General features: G+C 71.8%; 16 protein-coding genes. 5 read left to right on the top strand and 11 right to left on the bottom strand.

What is annotated here, in order from left to right:
• Positions 1-55 precede the first annotated feature (55 nt).
• Positions 56-1,141 (top strand): DUF3866 family protein, encoded by a 1,086-nt coding sequence (locus ACFYPH_RS23320; protein ID WP_387184512.1) that lies wholly within the window; start codon positions 56-58, stop codon positions 1,139-1,141.
• A gap of 177 nt (positions 1,142-1,318) precedes the next feature.
• Here the strand turns inward: ACFYPH_RS23320 and ACFYPH_RS23315 are convergent, their stop codons facing one another.
• From ACFYPH_RS23315 to rfbA, 5 genes are all read right to left on the bottom strand, one after another.
• Positions 1,319-2,344: a cupin domain-containing protein gene (locus tag ACFYPH_RS23315; protein ID WP_354862564.1), complete on the bottom strand. Its 1,026-nt coding sequence runs from the start codon at positions 2,342-2,344 to the stop codon at positions 1,319-1,321.
• Positions 2,345-2,550: 206 nt separating this feature from the next.
• On the bottom strand, positions 2,551-2,754 hold the full coding sequence (locus tag ACFYPH_RS23310; protein WP_354862562.1) for a hypothetical protein: 204 nt from the start codon (positions 2,752-2,754) through the stop codon (positions 2,551-2,553).
• A gap of 68 nt (positions 2,755-2,822) precedes the next feature.
• The gene (gene pafA / locus ACFYPH_RS23305; protein ID WP_234581936.1) at positions 2,823-4,181 is read right to left on the bottom strand and encodes a Pup--protein ligase; all 1,359 of its coding nucleotides are present in this window, start codon (positions 4,179-4,181) and stop codon (positions 2,823-2,825) included.
• Positions 4,182-4,249: 68 nt separating this feature from the next.
• Positions 4,250-4,873: a dTDP-4-dehydrorhamnose 3,5-epimerase gene (gene rfbC, locus ACFYPH_RS23300; RefSeq protein ID WP_363940569.1), complete on the bottom strand. Its 624-nt coding sequence runs from the start codon at positions 4,871-4,873 to the stop codon at positions 4,250-4,252.
• The gene (rfbA, locus tag ACFYPH_RS23295; RefSeq protein WP_354862559.1) at positions 4,870-5,757 is read right to left on the bottom strand and encodes a glucose-1-phosphate thymidylyltransferase RfbA; all 888 of its coding nucleotides are present in this window, start codon (positions 5,755-5,757) and stop codon (positions 4,870-4,872) included. Before rfbA ends, rfbC begins: the two co-directional genes overlap by 4 nt.
• An 88-nt stretch (positions 5,758-5,845) precedes the next feature.
• Here rfbA and rfbB point away from each other — a divergent pair, with 88 nt between their 5' ends.
• The 4 genes from rfbB to ACFYPH_RS23275 all read left to right on the top strand — a co-directional run bounded on the left by rfbB (position 5,846) and on the right by ACFYPH_RS23275 (position 9,389).
• Positions 5,846-6,847 (top strand): dTDP-glucose 4,6-dehydratase, encoded by a 1,002-nt coding sequence (gene rfbB / locus ACFYPH_RS23290; RefSeq protein ID WP_355068955.1) that lies wholly within the window; start codon positions 5,846-5,848, stop codon positions 6,845-6,847.
• Positions 6,848-7,016: 169 nt separating this feature from the next.
• Complete coding sequence (locus tag ACFYPH_RS23285) at positions 7,017-7,388, top strand: DUF2304 domain-containing protein (RefSeq protein WP_354862556.1); 372 nt, start codon at positions 7,017-7,019, stop codon at positions 7,386-7,388.
• The gene (locus ACFYPH_RS23280) at positions 7,381-8,082 is read left to right on the top strand and encodes a glycosyltransferase family 2 protein (protein WP_007459917.1); all 702 of its coding nucleotides are present in this window, start codon (positions 7,381-7,383) and stop codon (positions 8,080-8,082) included. Before ACFYPH_RS23285 ends, ACFYPH_RS23280 begins: the two co-directional genes overlap by 8 nt.
• Positions 8,079-9,389, top strand: a complete 1,311-nt coding sequence (locus ACFYPH_RS23275; protein WP_354862554.1) for a polysaccharide biosynthesis protein — start codon at positions 8,079-8,081, stop codon at positions 9,387-9,389. Before ACFYPH_RS23280 ends, ACFYPH_RS23275 begins: the two co-directional genes overlap by 4 nt.
• A gap of 142 nt (positions 9,390-9,531) precedes the next feature.
• On the opposite strand, the gene prcA is transcribed toward ACFYPH_RS23275, so the two are convergent.
• The 6 genes from prcA to ACFYPH_RS23245 all read right to left on the bottom strand — a co-directional run bounded on the left by prcA (position 9,532) and on the right by ACFYPH_RS23245 (position 15,782).
• Positions 9,532-10,362, bottom strand: a complete 831-nt coding sequence (prcA, locus tag ACFYPH_RS23270) for a proteasome subunit alpha (protein ID WP_354862553.1) — start codon at positions 10,360-10,362, stop codon at positions 9,532-9,534.
• Between the two features lie 61 nt (positions 10,363-10,423).
• Complete coding sequence (prcB, locus tag ACFYPH_RS23265; protein ID WP_234581940.1) at positions 10,424-11,263, bottom strand: proteasome subunit beta; 840 nt, start codon at positions 11,261-11,263, stop codon at positions 10,424-10,426.
• Positions 11,182-11,853 (bottom strand): endonuclease VII domain-containing protein, encoded by a 672-nt coding sequence (locus ACFYPH_RS23260; RefSeq protein WP_387184505.1) that lies wholly within the window; start codon positions 11,851-11,853, stop codon positions 11,182-11,184. Before ACFYPH_RS23260 ends, prcB begins: the two co-directional genes overlap by 82 nt.
• A gap of 6 nt (positions 11,854-11,859) precedes the next feature.
• On the bottom strand, positions 11,860-12,075 hold the full coding sequence (locus ACFYPH_RS23255) for a ubiquitin-like protein Pup (protein WP_088948111.1): 216 nt from the start codon (positions 12,073-12,075) through the stop codon (positions 11,860-11,862).
• Positions 12,076-12,179: 104 nt separating this feature from the next.
• A complete protein-coding gene (gene dop / locus ACFYPH_RS23250) occupies positions 12,180-13,697 on the bottom strand; it encodes a depupylase/deamidase Dop (protein ID WP_354863300.1) in 1,518 nt (505 codons plus the stop codon).
• Positions 13,698-13,823: 126 nt separating this feature from the next.
• Positions 13,824-15,782 carry a hypothetical protein gene (locus ACFYPH_RS23245; protein WP_355068950.1) on the bottom strand — a complete coding sequence of 653 codons (1,959 nt, stop codon included), beginning with the start codon at positions 15,780-15,782 and terminating at the stop codon, positions 13,824-13,826.
• Positions 15,783-15,994 lie beyond the last annotated feature (212 nt).

The following is a 15,994-nucleotide window of genomic DNA, read 5'->3' as shown; positions in this document are numbered from 1 at the left end:
GGGGCGGGCCGACCCGAGCGCGGGCCGGCTGGTCCGCGCGGCTAGCGTGCCCGTCATGGTGCGATGGCGGACGGGGACGGTGGCGGCGCTGCGGCGGCAGTGGACCGGGGCGGTGGAACTCGACGTCGACCTGCCCGACGGCACGCGCATGCGGGCGCTGGCCTATCCCGAGCTGGTCGGCACGCCCGAGCCGGGTGACCGGGTGCTGCTCAACGCCGGTGCGCTGCTGATGGGGTTGGGCACCGGCGGGTACGCCCTCGTGGTGGCCCTGCCGGACCGGCTGCCGCCGGACCCGCCGGACGCCGGTGACACCCGCGACGCCGGGCACCTGGTCAAGGCCCGCTACACCCCGTTGCAGCCGATCCTGCTCGGCGTCGACGAGGAGGCCAGCCCGCACCGCGCCCTGCTGGCCGACGCCGACGACCTGGGTGGGATGCCGGTGGTCACCGCCGACCTGCACTCGGCGCTGCCGGCGATTCTGGCCGGCATCCGGGCCGAGGCCCCGCACGCCCGGGTGGCGTACCTGCTCACCGACGGCGGGGCGTTGCCGGCCTGGTTCTCCCGCACGCTCGCCGGGCTGCGCGACGAGCTGGCCGGGACGATCACCGTCGGGCAGGCGTTCGGCGGCGACCTGGAGGCCACCACCCTGCACGGCGGCCTGCTCGCCGCCCGCCACGTGCTGGACGCGGACGTGGCGATCGTGGCCCAGGGGCCCGGCAACCTGGGCACCGGCACCCGGTGGGGTTTCTCCGGCGTCGCCGTCGGCGAGGCCGTCAACGCGATCGCCACGCTCGGCGGCCGGCCGGTCGGCTCACTGCGCATCTCCGACGCCGACCCCCGCCCCCGACACCGGGGCGTGTCGCACCACAGCCTCACCGCGTACGGCCGGGTGGCCCTCGCCCCGGCGGAGCTGGTGGTGCCCGACGACCTGGACCCGGCCCTCGCGGCCGAGGTCGACGCGGCGCTGGCGCCGCTGACGGCCCGACACCGGATCGTCCGAGTGCCCACCGCCGGCCTGGACGCCGCGCTGCGCGCCAGCGCCGTGCCGCTGTCCACGATGGGCCGCAACCTCGACGCCGACCACGCCTACTTCGTGTCCGCCGCCGCAGCCGGCCGCCACGCCACCACCCACCTCCCCTGACCGCACCCCGCCCCAACCCCCACCCGCCCGCCCGCCCGCGTTGATCATGAAGTTATTGCCCCGACACGCCGGGCGGGCGGGCAATAACTTCATGATCAACCCCGGGCGGGACCGGGGTGGGGACCGGGTGGGACGCGGGCGGGACCTGGGTGGGAGGGTGACGGTCGGGTCAGCGGATCACCCGAACCGGGGCTTGCGGAACATCTCCAGGAAGACCAGCGGCTCGGTGCCGAGGTTCTCGATGTAGTGGCCGTAGGCGAACGGCACGTACCCGACGTCACCCGAGCGCATGTCGAAGGTGCCCGCCACGCCCTGACTGGCGAACACGCCCATCCGGCCGTGGCCGGAGAGGTAGTACTGCCACTCGTCGTCGGTCGGGTGCCAGTGCAGCTCGCGCAGCTCGCCCGGATCGACCTCGACCAGCGCGGCGCAGATCGCGGTGGCCGCCGGGAACTGGGTGACGTCGGCGATGCGGACCTGGCCGCCCGCGAACCGCTGCGGCTGCTGCGCGAGCAGCCGGTGGCTCAGGCTGCGGGGCACGTCCCCGCTCGGGCTGACCACCTTGTCGCGGTCCAGCGGCGGCGGCACCTGCCCCGCGAAGATGTACTTCTCCCGCTCCGGGATCGAGTCGAGCTGCTCAGGCCGCCACCCGAAGTTCTTGGCCAGCACGTCCTTCGGGGTGTGCGCGAAGAAGTCGCTGATCAGGAACGTGCTGTTCTCGGTGAACGCGCCGTCGTCGAAGACGAGCAGGAACTCCACGCCCTCGTCGAGCGCCTGGATGTGGTGCGGCACCCCCTGCGGAAAGAACCACAGGTCACCGGCGCGTACGTCGTCGAGGAAGTTGCGGCCCTCCTGGTCGACGGCGCTGATCCGGGCGCTGCCGCGCGACACGTACGCCCACTCGGACTGCTTGTGCCAGTGCAGCTCCCGGTACCCGCCCGGTTCCAGCGCCATGTCCACGCCGCTGAGCTCGGTGGCGACCGGCAGCTCCCGTACGGTCACCTCGCGGGTCCAACCGCCGCCCTGCACGCGGGCGTGCGCGTCGGAGAACGAGAACCGCAGGTTGGGCAGTGTCCCCGCGTCCGTGCTCGGCGGGGTCAGCAGATCGGGGTTCTGCCGGTCCCGGACCACGTCGCGCGGCCCGGGGTCCTGCCAGCCTCCCCCACCGCGTTCCGGCTGCGGCACCGTCCGGTCGTCGTCCATGATCGCCTCCCGCGTCGTCGCGTCCCGGTGTCGTCGGCGCAGTGGGCGGGCGGACCCGCCCGCGACGGCGACGTCGGCGGATACCCGTCGACGCGACCCGGCCGGGCCAACCTCTGGCCCCGGGAGGGTCACCGACGAACACCGCTCCCGCGACAGCGCGGGTGGGTCAGCAACGGACACCGCTCGCGCGACAGCGCGGGGCGGGATCAGGCGAGGAAGATCAGGGCGAGCCAGCCGCCCACGATGAGCACCAGCGCCAGGGCCAGCACCCACGTCGGCACGGTGTACTCACCGCGCCGGTTGCGGTCGATCTCGGCGCGGATCTTCTCCCGCCGGCGTTCGACCCAGTTCTGCCGCTCGGCGCCGCGCCCGGAGCGCTCGGAACGGTCGGATGGTTCAGAAGTCGTCATGGCGCGCCCAGCCTACCGGGCCGGCGGGCCCCGTCGGCGGCACACCACCGCCGGGGCCGGCACACCCGTCACATGCTGGCGATCAACCGCTCCACCCGCTCGTCGTACGCCCGGAACGGGTCCTTGCAGAGCACGGTGCGCTGTGCCTGGTCGTTGAGCTTCAGGTGCACCCAGTCGACGGTGAAGTCGCGCCGCTTCTCCTGGGCGTGCCGGATGAACTCGCCGCGCAGCCGCGCCCGTGTGGTCTGCGGCGGGGTCTCCTTGGCCTCGAAGATCTCCGGGTCGGTGGCCACCCGGTCCACCTCGCCGCGACGCTCCAGCAGCCCGTAGAGGCCCCGCCCACGGCGCACGTCGTGGTACGCCAGGTCCATCTGCGCCACCCGGGGGTGCGACAGCGGCAGGTCGTGCTTACGCTGGTAGCGCTCGATCAGCCGCAGCTTGCTGACCCAGTCGATCTCCCGCGAGACCGGCTCCAGGTCACCGCTCTCCACCGCGTTGAGCACCCGGCCCCACAGCTCGACGACCCGCTTGGCGGCCTGGTCGCCGCCGCGGCGCTCGACGAACTCGGTGGCCTTGGCCAGGTACTCCTGCTGGATGTCCAGCGCGCTGACCTCCTTGCCGGAGGCCAACCGCACCTTGCGCCGCCCGGTGATGTCGTGCGACACCTCGCGGATCGCCCGGATCGGGTTCTCCAGCGAGAGGTCCCGCATGACGACCCCGGCCTCGATCATCCGCAGCACGATGTCGGCGGTGCCGACCTTGAGCAGCGTGGTGACCTCGTTCATGTTCGAGTCACCGACGATCACGTGCAGGCGCCGGTAGCGCTCGGCGTCGGCGTGCGGCTCGTCGCGGGTGTTGATGATCGGTCGGCTGCGGGTCGTCGCCGAGGAGACGCCCTCCCAGATGTGCTCGGCTCGCTGGGACAGGCAGTAGACCGCGCCACGCGGAGTCTGCAGGACCTTGCCGGCCCCACAGATCAACTGCCTGGTGACCAGGAACGGGATGAGCACGTCAGCGAGCCGGCCAAACTCGCCGTGCCGCGAGACCAGGTAGTTCTCGTGGCAGCCGTACGAGTTGCCGGCCGAGTCGGTGTTGTTCTTGAACAGGTAGATCTCACCTGCGATGCCCTCGTCGTGCAGCCGCTTCTCCGCGTCGACGAGCAGCCCCTCCAGGATCCGCTCGCCGGCCCGGTCGTGGGCCACCAGGTCGGTCACCGAGTCGCACTCCGGTGTCGCGTACTCCGGATGCGACCCGACGTCCAGGTAGAGACGGGCCCCGTTGCGCAGGAACACGTTGCTCGACCGGCCCCAGGACACGACGCGACGGAACAGATACCGCGCGACCTCGTCCGGGGACAGCCGCCGCTGCCCGCGATAGGTACAGGTGACGCCGTACTCGGTCTCGAGGCCGAAGATTCGCCGCTCCATGGTGTGACATTAGCCGCCCGGAGGCCCGGTTCGTCACTGTCACACCACAGGTCGTGCTTCGGGGGTGGTCACATACCGGCTGAGTGCGACATTCCGTCCGGCCCGAGACTGGCCACGAACCGCCGGCAGGCGTCGTACTCCGGCAGCAGGCCGCGCTCGCGGGCCTGCGCCAGGGTCGGCGCGGCGTCGTCGCGGGCGGACAGCAGCGGGACGTCGGCGGGCCACTCGATGCCCAGCTCCTCGTCCAGCGGGTGCACCGCGTGCTCGCCGGTCGGGTTGTACGTGGCCGAGCAGAGGTAGCTCAGCGTCGCGTCGTCGGTCAGCGCGCAGAATCCGTGCCCCAGCCCTTCGCTGAGGTAGACCGCCCGCCGGTCGGTGTCGTCCAGCCGGACGCCCTCCCACCGGCCGAAGGTCGGCGAGCCGACCCGCAGGTCCACGATCACGTCGAGAACCGCGCCGCGCACACACGTCACGTACTTGGCCTGCCCGGGCGGCACGTCGGCGAAGTGGACGCCGCGCACCACGCCGCGCGCCGAGACCGACAGGTTGGCCTGGGCCAGCCGCAGCGGGTGCCCCACCGCCTCGGCGAGGTGGTCGAAGCGGTACCACTCCATGAACATGCCGCGCGGGTCGCCGTGCTGCTGGGGGGTGATCTCCCAGGCGCCCTCGATGCCCAGCTCCCGGATCTTCATCGGCCCACCCGCGCTTCGTTCTTCTCGGCCAGCAGCCCGAACAGGTAGTCGCCGTAGCCGCTCTTGACCAGCGGTTCGGCGAGCGCGCGCAGCTGATCGTCGTCGATGAGGCCGGCCCGCCAGGCCACCTCCTCGACACAGCCGATCTTCAGGCCCTGCCGCTCCTCGATCACCCGGACGAACTCGCCGGCCTGCATCATCGAGGCGAACGTGCCGGTGTCCAGCCAGGCCGTGCCCCGGTCGAGCAGGGTGACGGACAGCTCGCCGGTCTCCCGGTACGCCTCGTTGACCGCCGTGATCTCCAGCTCGCCGCGAGCGCTCGGGGTGAGCTTGGCGGCGATGTCGACCACCCGGTTGTCGTAGAAGTACAGGCCGGGCACCGCGAAGCGGGACTTCGGCCGGGCCGGCTTCTCCTCGATCGAGAGCACCCGCCCCTCGGCGTCGAAGTCCACCACCCCGTACTCCTGCGGGTTGGCCACCGGGTACGCGAACACCCGGCCGCCGACCAGGTCGCCGTGGGCGGCGAGCTGCCGACCCAGGCCGACGCCGTGGAAGATGTTGTCGCCGAGGATCAGCGCCACCGACTCGTCACCGATGAAGTCCGCGCCCAGCACGAACGCCTGGGCGATGCCCTCCGGGCGGGCCTGCGTGACGTACTCCAGCCGCAGCCCGAACTGGCTGCCGTCGCCGAGCAACCGGCGGAACTGGTCCTGGTCCTCCGGTGTGGTGATCACCAGGATCTCCCGCACCCCGGACATCACCAGGGTGGAGAGGGGGTAGTAGATCATCGGCTTGTCGAAGACCGGCATCAGTTGCTTGGACACTGCCCGGGTGATCGGCCAGAGCCGGGAACCGGTGCCGCCGGCGAGTAGGATTCCGCGCACCGGGGGAGCTTAGCCGCTACCAGCCCGCCGGCATGTCGGTGGTCGCCGCCGACAGCCGGCCCACCGCTTCGCGTACACTCCTGGACCCGTGAGGATCCTCGTCACCGGCGGTGCCGGATTCATCGGTTCAGAGTACGTCCGCATGCTGCTGGGCGTGCCTGGTGGCACCGCCTCGGGCGTGCCTGCGGTCGACCCCGCCGGCGTGACCGTGCTCGACAAGCTCACCTACTCGGGCAACCTGGCGAACCTCGACCCGGTGCGCGACGACCCGCGGCTGCGCTTCGTGCAGGGCGACATCTGCGACCCCGGTGTGGTCGACGAGGTGGTCGCCGGGCACGACGTGATCGTGCACTTCGCGGCGGAATCGCACGTCGACCGCTCGATCGCCGGAGCCGCGCCGTTCGTCACCACCAACGTGCTCGGCACCCAGACGCTGCTGGACGCGGCGCTGCGCCACGGCACCGGCCGCTTCGTGCACGTGTCGACCGACGAGGTGTACGGGTCGATCGACGAGGGCTCCTGGACGGAGACCTGGCCCCTCGCGCCGAACTCGCCGTACTCGGCCTCGAAGGCCGGCTCCGACCTGCTCGCCCTGGCCTACCACCGCACCCACGGCATGGACGTGGTGGTCACCCGCTGCTCCAACAACTACGGGCCGTACCAGTTCCCCGAGAAGGTCATCCCGCTGTTCGTCTCCAACCTGCTCGACGGCGGCACCGTTCCGCTCTACGGCGACGGCGGCAACATCCGCGACTGGCTGCACGTGCACGACCACTGCCGGGGCATCGCGCTGGTCCAGCAGAAGGGCCGCGCCGGCGAGGTCTACAACATCGGCGGCGGCACCGAGCTGACCAACAAGGAGCTGACCGGTCTGCTGCTGGAAGCCTGCGGCGCCGGCTGGGACCGGGTCGTCCCGGTGACCGACCGCAAGGGCCACGACCGCCGCTACTCGCTGGACATCACCAAAATCAACCAAGAGCTGGGGTACGCCCCGAGCATCGACCTCACCGACGGTCTGGCGCAGACCGTGCAGTGGTACCGCGACAACCGGGCCTGGTGGGAGCCGCTGAAGGCGGCGCCGACCGCATGACCCGGGCGATCACCAACGATCGGTTCCCCCGTTCCATCCCCCGATCGGCGTACAGTGTGCTAGGGCACGGCCGTTGGGCCGCCGCGGGTCTGCCACCCCTCACGGGCTGGCACACCACCCTGGCCGCCGCGTTCGCCTCCGCCGCTCCACCCGCCCCGTGGAAGGTCGCATGAAGCTCACCCTCGTCACCGGCTTGACCGGCCTGATATTGCTGGCCACGATCGTCGAGCTGCTGCGCCGCCGGCAGCTCCGCGAGAAGTACGGCATGCTCTGGCTCGGCGTCCTGGTGATCGTCATTCCGCTGTCGCTCTTCCCCCGCCTGCTGGACAACGTCGCCGAGCTGCTCGGCGTCCAGTCCGGCGTGAGCCTCGTGCTCTTCCTCGGCATCGTCTTCCTCCTGCTGGTCTGCGTGCACCTCAGCTGGGAGGTCAGCGCCCTGGAGGAAGAGACCCGCACCCTGGCAGAAGACTTCGCCCTCCTGCGCGCCGAGATCGACGCGGACCGGGCGGCCCGAGACGAACTGGTGTCGCACGATGGTTAACGGCAAGCGGGTCCTGATCATCATCCCCGCGCTCAACGAGTCCGGCTCGATCGCCGACGTCGTCGGCGAGGTCCGCGGCGAACTGCCCGGCGTCGACGTGCTCGTCGTCGACGACGGCTCCACCGACCGCACCGCCGCCGTCGCCGCGGCGGCCGGCGCCCGGGTCGCCAAGCTGCCGTACAACCTCGGCGTCGGCGGCGCCATGCGCCTGGGCTACCGGTACGCCCGCGACCACGACTACGACGTGGCCATCCAGATCGACGCCGACGGCCAGCACGACCCCCGGTACGTGCCGAAGCTCGTCGACCTGCTCGACGAGACCGACCTGGTGATCGGCGCCCGGTTCGCCGGCGAGGGCGACTACAGCGTCCGCGGCCCCCGCCGCTGGGCCATGGTCATGCTCTCCGGCGTCCTCTCGCGTGTCGCCCGCACCAAGCTCACCGACACCACCTCCGGCTTCCGGGCCGCCAACCGCCGGGTGATCGACATGTTCGCCACCTGGTACCCGGTGGAGTACCTGGGCGACACGGTCGAGACGCTTGTGCACACCGCCCGGCGGGGCTACACCATCCGCCAGGTGCCGGTGGCCATGCGCAAGCGGATGGCGGGCACTCCCAGCCACTCCCCGGCCAAGGCCATGATCTACCTCGGTCGCGCCTTCGCCGTGCTCACGTTGGCGCTCATTCGCCGGTGATCCGCCGGCTCCTGAGTCTCGTCCCACCGGGGACCGTCGCCGTCGGCGCCGGCCTGGCCCTGCTGGGGCTCGCCTCCTACGTCCACCTGGCCGTCGCCGGGCACAGCCTCACCGAGGCCGACTACTCGTCGCTCGCGGCGCTCTGGACGATCGTCTTCACGCTCGGCATCGGCCTGTTCATGCCCGTCGAGCAGGAGGTCGCCCGCCTCGTCGCCGGCCGGCACAGTCAGGGCCTCACCCCCGGGCCCGTGCTGGCCCGGGGGGCCGCCCTGGCCCTCGGTCTGCTCATCGCCATCGTCGCGCTGATCGTCATCGCCCGGGCGCCGCTCGCCGACCGGCTCTTCGCCGGTGACAACGACATGGTCACCGTGCTGATCGGGTCGCTCGCCGCGCTCGCCGTCGCACACACCACCCGCGGCGTGCTCTCCGGCCTGCAACTGTTCCCCTGGTACGGCACCCAGCTCGGCGTCGACGGCGGCCTGCGCATCGTCCTGGTCGCCCTGCTCGGTCTGACCGGCGTCACCTCCCCCGTCTGGTTCGGCGCGGTGCTGATCGCCGCGCCGCTGATCGGCGTGGCGGTCACCGCCCCACCGGTCCTGCGGGTCATCGGCGGCGGCGTCCCCGTCGCCTGGGCCTCGTTCCTGCGCGGCCTCGGTCTGCTCATCGCGTCCAGCCTGCTCTCCCAGGTCGTCGTCAACATCGGCGTGATCAACGTCAAGGTGCTGGACCCGTCCGACGTGGCCACCGCCGGCGCCCTGCTCTCCGCGCTGGTGCTGGTCCGGATCCCGCTGTTCGTCTTCGCGTCGCTGCAGGCGTCCCTGCTCCCGGGTCTCGCCACCTCCGCCACCACCGGCGACCGCACCGCCTTCAACGGCCTCCTGCGCCGGGCCCTGGGCGTCGTCACCGCGCTCGGCCTCACCGGCGCCGTGCTCGCCGTCCTGCTCGGCCCGTGGCTGGTGCAGACCCTGTTCGACGCGCCCGACGTCCTCGGCCACGGCGACTTCGCCTGGCTCGCGGCAGCCACCCTCGCCTACCTCTGGGCGATGGTCCTCGGCCAGGCGCTGCTCGCCCTCGACCGGCACCGGGCGCAGGCCGTCGCCTGGGCCGTCGGCGTGGCCGCGCTGGTCGTCGCCACCCTCGCCCCGGTCGCCACCGCGCTACGGGTCGAGCTCGGCTACGCCATCGGCTCCGTGGTGGTCGCCGCGACGATGGCCGCCCTGCTGCGCGGCACCCGCGCCAGCGGCACGACCCCCACCGACGTCCCGCACCGCGAGGCCGTCACGCCCGGGGTGACCGGAGGGCTCTGACCCCGCGCCGCCCACGCCCGCTGCGTATCGCCAGCGGCCGACGTACCGGCCCGCCCGCGGCACAGGACCCGCGGCCGGGCCGGGCGGGGAACGCAAAGCGGCGGGCGGCCCGGGAACTGGCCGCCCGCCGACATGACCCGTCCTACTTGCCGTCCGCCGGCTTGTCCTCCAGGTCTGCGGAGCCCGCCGACGTCGTCGGCTTGTGCGCCTCCGTGGTCGGCTGCGCCGGCGTGTCCGGCCCGCCCGCCTCGGCCGGCTCCTCCGCTGCCGCGACATCGCCGTCCAGCAGCGCCGTCAGCGCCGCGCCCGTGATCCGGCGGAACGTACGACCCACCCGCTGGCGGTCCAGCACCGCAACCTCGAGCTGGTTCGCGGCGATCGTGCGGGCCGCGCCGCCCTCACCACCGACGGTGCTCAACGCCTGCACCGCCACCCGGGCCGCCTCACCGAGGGACATGTCCGCCCGGTGCTGCGACTTCAGCACACCGGTGATCGCCTCGGCCTGACCACCCATGGCCATCCGGCCCGGCTCGTCGTTGACCGACCCGTCATAGGTGAGCCGGTACAGCTCGTCGTCGTCCGGAGTCGCCCCGACCTCCGCAACGCAGATCTCCACCTCGAACGGCTTCGACTGCTCGGTGAAGATCGCGCCGAGCGTCTGCGCGAACGCGTTGGCAAGCGCCCGCCCGGTGACGTCACGCCGGTCGTAGCTCAGGCCGTTCAGATCGGCCATTCGCACCCCGGCCCGGCGCAGGTTCTCGAACTCGTTGTACCGACCGACGGCGGCGAAGCCGATCCGGTCGTAGATTTCGCTGACCTTGTGCAGGGCGCTGGAGAGGTTCTCCGCGACGAAGAGCACCCCGCCGGAGTAGCTCAGGACCACGGCGCTGCGACCCCGAGCGATGCCCTTGCGGGCCAGCTCGGAGCGGTCGCGCATGATCTGTTCGGGCGAGGCGTAGAACTGCATGGCCACGGCGGCGGTTCTCCTTACGGCGCTGTGCTGACGACTGCGGACTGGTGGGGGTGGACGGGGCTCATCCGCCCGGGTTCTCCATCCGGCCGGCGACCACACCCTCGGCGATCGCCGCCGTCTCGGTGTCGGTCAACCGGCGGGTGCCCTCGGCGGTAGCGGTCATCACCACCGGATAGATCCGGCGGGTCAGGTCCGGTCCGCCGGTCGCGGTGTCGTCGTCGGCCGCGTCGTAGAGCGCCTCGACCGCGAGCCGGGTCGCGTCGTCCACGGACAGGCCCGCCCGGAAACGCTTCTTCAGCGCCGACTTCGCGAAGAGCGAGCCGGAGCCGATCGCGTCGTACCCGGTCTCCTCGTACGGGCCACCCGTCACGTCGAAGCTGAAGATCCGCCCCGCCCGCGCCGGGTCGGCGGCGGCCAGGTCGAAGCCGGCGAACAGCGGCACCACGGCGAGACCCTGCATGGCCGCGCCCAGGTTGCCCCGGATCATCGACGCCAGCCGGTTGGCCTTGCCGTCGAGCGAGAGCATCGCGCCCTCGATCTTCTCGTAGTGCTCCAGCTCCACCTGGAACAGTCGCATCAGCTCGATGCCGATGCCCGCGGTGCCCGCGATGCCGACCAGCGAGTACGCGTCGGCGGGGTGCACCTTCTCGATGTCGCGCTGGGCGATCAGGTTGCCCATGGTGGCCCGTCGGTCGCCGGCCATCACCACGCCACCGGCGGCCGAGATCGCCACGATGGTGGTCGCGTGCGGCGCCAGGTCGGCGGCCATGCCCGGCGGCAGCGGCCGACGACCGGGCAGCATCTCGGGCGCCACCCGGCTCAGAAACGTGGTGAAGGAGGACGTCCCCGCGTTGGTGAACACATCTGGTAGACGCCCGGATGGATCAAAGCCCGCTGCCACGTGGTTCCTCTCAGGTACGTGATCGCCCTGGCCAGCCTCGTAGGACTGTCACGGAACTGGCCAAGACCACCGTTGCAGTTGAAGCAGAGTATCCCGCGCACCCACCCGGTGCGATGATCGTGGTCCAGATGTTGCGGGTCCGCGCCGCCACAGATCGCGCAGACCCCGCCCTGCTCGGCCAGGAGCTCCTGAAACTCCTTCTCCCCGATGCCGTACCGCTGCTGGAGGTGGTACTCGCGTGTGCCGCCGTAGAGTCGTTGCGCCGTCTCTTTGCCACGGGCGTTGTGGCAGGGTTTGCAGTAGCTGTGCCGACCACTGGCCTTGGTCGAGGTGGTGGGAAAGTCGTTCAGGGGCTTGATCTGCTCACAGTCCGGACACCACTTGAGGCCTTCGCCGACGGGCCTGGGTGATCTCCGCTGCGGAGCAATACCGCGCTTGCGACGGCTTGCCTCCGACCGTGCGGCGGCGCAGACCTTGCAGTAGAAGGCCAGCCCGTCCTTCCTCCGCCGGTCACGGTGGAACTCAGTGCTGGCCAGCACTCTCTTGCACTGCGGACATGCCTTCTCGGCACCGTCCGGCGAATCGGACATATGGTATCATTCACCTCCTTTCTGTACATAACCCCTCACGAATTCCTCTGCGTTTTCTTCGAGGACGGAGTCGATCTCGTCGAGCAGGTCGTCGACGTCCTCGGTGATCTCGGCGTGCCGCTCAGCCACCTCGGGGTTGGCCTCCGTGGTGACGTCCTCGATCTCCTCGCCCTGGCGGGACTTGCCGGACTGCGACTGGCCGCCGCTGTCATGAGTGGCCATTGCTGCCTCCTCCACGATCGTCTGCGATGAACTTACCTCGCTCGGACGACGAAAAGCCCGCTGCGCGCCGGCTTGCGGCGCACAGCGGGCTTTCGGGGCCGCGTTCAGCCGCCGGTCAGCGTCTCCAGGAGGTCCTTGGCGCTGGCGCAGCGGTCGAACAGGGCGCCGACGTGGGCGCGGGTGCCCCGCTCCGGCTCCATCATCGGCACCCGGACCAGCGACTCGCGGCCCACGTCGAAGATCACCGAGTCCCAGCTCGCGGCGACCACCTCGGAGGCGTACTGGGCGAGGCAGCGGCCACGGAAGTAGGCCCGGGTGTCCTCCGGGGGCTCGGTCATGGCGCTGCGGGTCTCCTCGTCGGTGAGCAGCGTCTTCATCGCCCCGCGGGAGACCAGCCGGTTGTAGAGGCCCTTCTCCGGGCGTACGTCGGAGTACTGCAGGTCGACGAGCTGGAGCTTGTGCGAGCCCCAGCCGAGCTTCTCCCGCTCCCGGTAGCCCTCCAGCAGCCGCAGCTTGGCCACCCAGTCCAGTTCGTCGGCGCAGAGCATCGGGTCGCGGCCGAGCCGGTCCAGCACGTCCTCCCAGCGGTCCAGCACGTCGGCGGTCTGCTCGTCGACGTCGGTGCCGTAGCGGTCGTCGACAAAGGACCGCACCCGCTCCAGGTACGCCCACTGCACGTCCAGGGCGGTCAGCCGGCGGCCGTCGCGCAGCCTCATGAGGTGCGTGAGCGAGGGGTCGTGGCTGACCGCGCGCAGTTCGCTGACCGGGTCGGCGATGCCGAGGTCGGGGCCGAGCGCCTTCTCCTCGATCATGGTGAGGATCAGCGCGGTGGTGCCCACCTTGAGGTAGGTGGAGATCTCGGAGAGGTTGGCGTCGCCGATGATGACGTGCAGCCGGCGGTACTTGTCGGCGTCGGCGTGCGGCTCGTCGCGGGTGTTGATGATCGGCCGCTTGAGGGTGGTCTCCAGGCCGACCTCGACCTCGAAGAAGTCGGCGCGCTGGGAGATCTGGAAGCCGCTCTGCCCGCCGTCCTGCCCGATGCCGACGCGGCCGGCGCCGCAGACGATCTGCCGGGTCACGAAGAACGGCGTCAGGTACGCCACGATGTCGGCGAACGGGGTCTGCCGGCGCATCAGGTAGTTCTCGTGGGCGCCGTAGCTGGCGCCCTTGTTGTCGGTGTTGTTCTTGTAGAGGTGGATCGGCTGGCTGCCGGGGATGGTGGCGGCCCGGCGGGACGCCTCGGCCATGACCCGCTCGCCGGCCTTGTCCCAGCGCACGATGTCGCGGGGGGTGGTGACCTCGGGTGTGGAGTATTCGGGGTGGGCGTGGTCCACGTAGAGGCGTGCGCCGTTGGTGAGTATCACGTTGGCCAGGCCGAGGTCCTCGTCGGCGAGAGCCTCGGCGGGGTCGTACGCGGCCCCGGAGTACGTGAAGCCGCGGGCGTCGCGCAGCGGCGACTCCTCCTCGTAGTCCCAGCGGGCACGCCCGCCCCGGTTGAGCTCGGGCCGGGCCCCGTAGGCGTTGACCACCTGGGACGAGGTGACCATCGGGTTGGCTCCGGCCTGGCCGGGCACGGAGATGCCGTACTCGACCTCGGTGCCCATGATCCGTCTTACGCTCATCGACCTACCCGCTTCGCTCGCCCGACCCGGTCCCCCGTCACGTCGAGCGTAGTCCGACTGTTCGGGGACGGGGGCACGGCGGCGTGGGCGGGTTACGGGTGTCGGCCCGTGGCCCGCCCGCCGCGTTCAGTACTTGATGATCATTGGCACGGTGGTGACCCGGGGGCGCAGCTCGGGGTACCTGGTCAGCAGCTTGTCGACGCGTCGCTGCGCGGACGGGTCGCTGATCAGCAGCCGGATCGGGCCGCGCGCACCGCGCAGGATCTTGCGGGTGCGCTCCGGTTCCTCGAACATCGGCAGATAGATGGCCCGTTCCGTCTGCGCGGTGGTGCCCTGCAGGGCGGAGAGGCAGATCGACTCGACGTAGCCGCGGTAGCCGCCCCGGTCCAGCACGACGGTGACGGTGCCCGGTTGGACGGGATGACGGCGGTACGCGGCGGCGCAGACCTGGGCCACTCTCGACGGTTTGTCGACGCTGTGCCGGACCCACAGCTGGGTCCAGCTCTGCTTGTCGACCACGAGCACGCTGCCGCGCCAACCGGTGAGCCCGCAGAGGGTCACGACGGTGAGCACGGCCAGGGCGGCGGCGAGCGCGGGGATCGCGGCGGCGCGGACACCGCGCTCGCCGCCGGACGGGACGGGCAGCAGCCGGACCAGGGCGGCGGTGCCGACGATCAGTCCGATGAGGGCGAGGTGTGTGCCCTTCATGAAGTAGTAGGCGGGCTGGACGCCGGCGACGATGTTGGCCAGGGCGATGGCGAGGGCGAACCCGACGGCCACCAGCACGGCCGCGAGGTGACGGCGCCAGGCGCGGTCGGCGCGGCGGGCCTGGATCACCAGGCCGATCAGCACGATCGGGGTGAGGCCGAGCAGGGCGTGCCACGCCTCGGCGAGTTCCGGGCCGGCTTTCGCGTCGAGCGCTTCGGTCTGGCCGGCGCCGAGGATGCCGAGCAGCAGGGGCAGCGGGGCGAGAAGCGCGGTGAGCAGGCCGACGCCGAGCAGCGTACGGCGGACCTGGGTCAGCTCGCGGCGGTGCGCGATGAGCCAGCCGAGCACGAGCAGCCCGGCCGGGGGGAGGTACAGGTAGTAGGTGAAGCCGATTCCGGTGAGCAGGGCCCCGAGCAGGACGAGTTGTTCCCGGTTGCCGGCGAGGGGGCGTACGACAAGCGCGGTCAGCCCGACGGCGAGGGCGAGCCCGAGCACCTCGCTGGGGTAGCCGGCGATCAGCAGGCGGGGCAGTTGGCTGCCGAGGACGAGGGCGCCGATGACGATGGTCAGGACGACCCGGTGCAGCGGGTGCTGCGGACCGGACAGTCGCTGGGCGGCCCAGAACAGCGTGAGCACGAGGAGGCCGAGGGTGGCGAAGCACCACCATCCGTAGTGGGTGAGGCTGCTGACCCCGCTGGGAGTGCCGGTGGCCGAGCGCAGGTGCGCGTCGAGGAGCGCGGTGGTGAAATGCCAGCCCTGCGGATAGCGGACGAGCAACGAGACGATGTCGTCCCGGGAACCGGCCGGGTCGAGGAAGACGTACCCGCCGTGCCGGCCGATGGCGTCGACGAGGGCGACGTGGCGGAAGTTGTCCTCGCCGAGGGCGAGCAGGCTGAGGCGTCCGGCGAGGGTGGAGGCGCGCAGCCAGGGCAGGGTGAGGTAGCCGACGGTGGCGACGGTGGCGACGATCGGCAGCAGGTCGGTCCAGCCGGGGCGAGGCAGGGTGGGACGTCTACCGGTGGCCGCCGCGATGAGAGTGAGCGCCGTCAGCGCGGCGCCGGTGACCGCGACGGGGTGCAGCCCCCACGGCCAGACCGAGAAGAGCAGACCGGCGATGGTGGTGGCGCCGACGAGCAGCAGCACAGCGAGCATGAGCCGGTCGAGCAGGGTGCGGCCGCCGCGCAGCAGGCTGGCGGTGGCCAGCAGCACGAGCGGGGGCAACAGCCAGGCGAGGTGCAGGGGGTACGCCACCGCGGGAACCAGCCAGGCTGCCGCCAGCGCGATGAGCAGCCGGCGGTGGGGGCGGGCGGGCGGCGGGGTGTCCGGGTTGACCGCGGGAGGTGCCGGTGGGTCGGTGACGGTCAGCTCGGACGGCACGCGGATCCTCGGGAAGTCGGAGGGTGGGGGCGCCACAGCGTACCGGGTCAGGTGGGGCTCGTGTGGGATGCCGGCGACGTGCCGGTGGTACGGGCGGGGGGCGGGGGGGGGCGGGGGGGGGGCCCCCCGGGGCGGCGGCGCCCCCCGCCCCCCCCCCGGCCCGGGGGGGGGGGGTAGTGACGGCCGGCGCCCCCACCCCCGACCCCCCCACC

Source organism: Micromonospora sp. NPDC005252, from assembly GCF_042872475.1.
Taxonomy (GTDB): Bacteria; Actinomycetota; Actinomycetes; order Mycobacteriales; family Micromonosporaceae; genus Micromonospora.
This window is presented reverse-complemented; position numbering and strand designations above follow the sequence as displayed.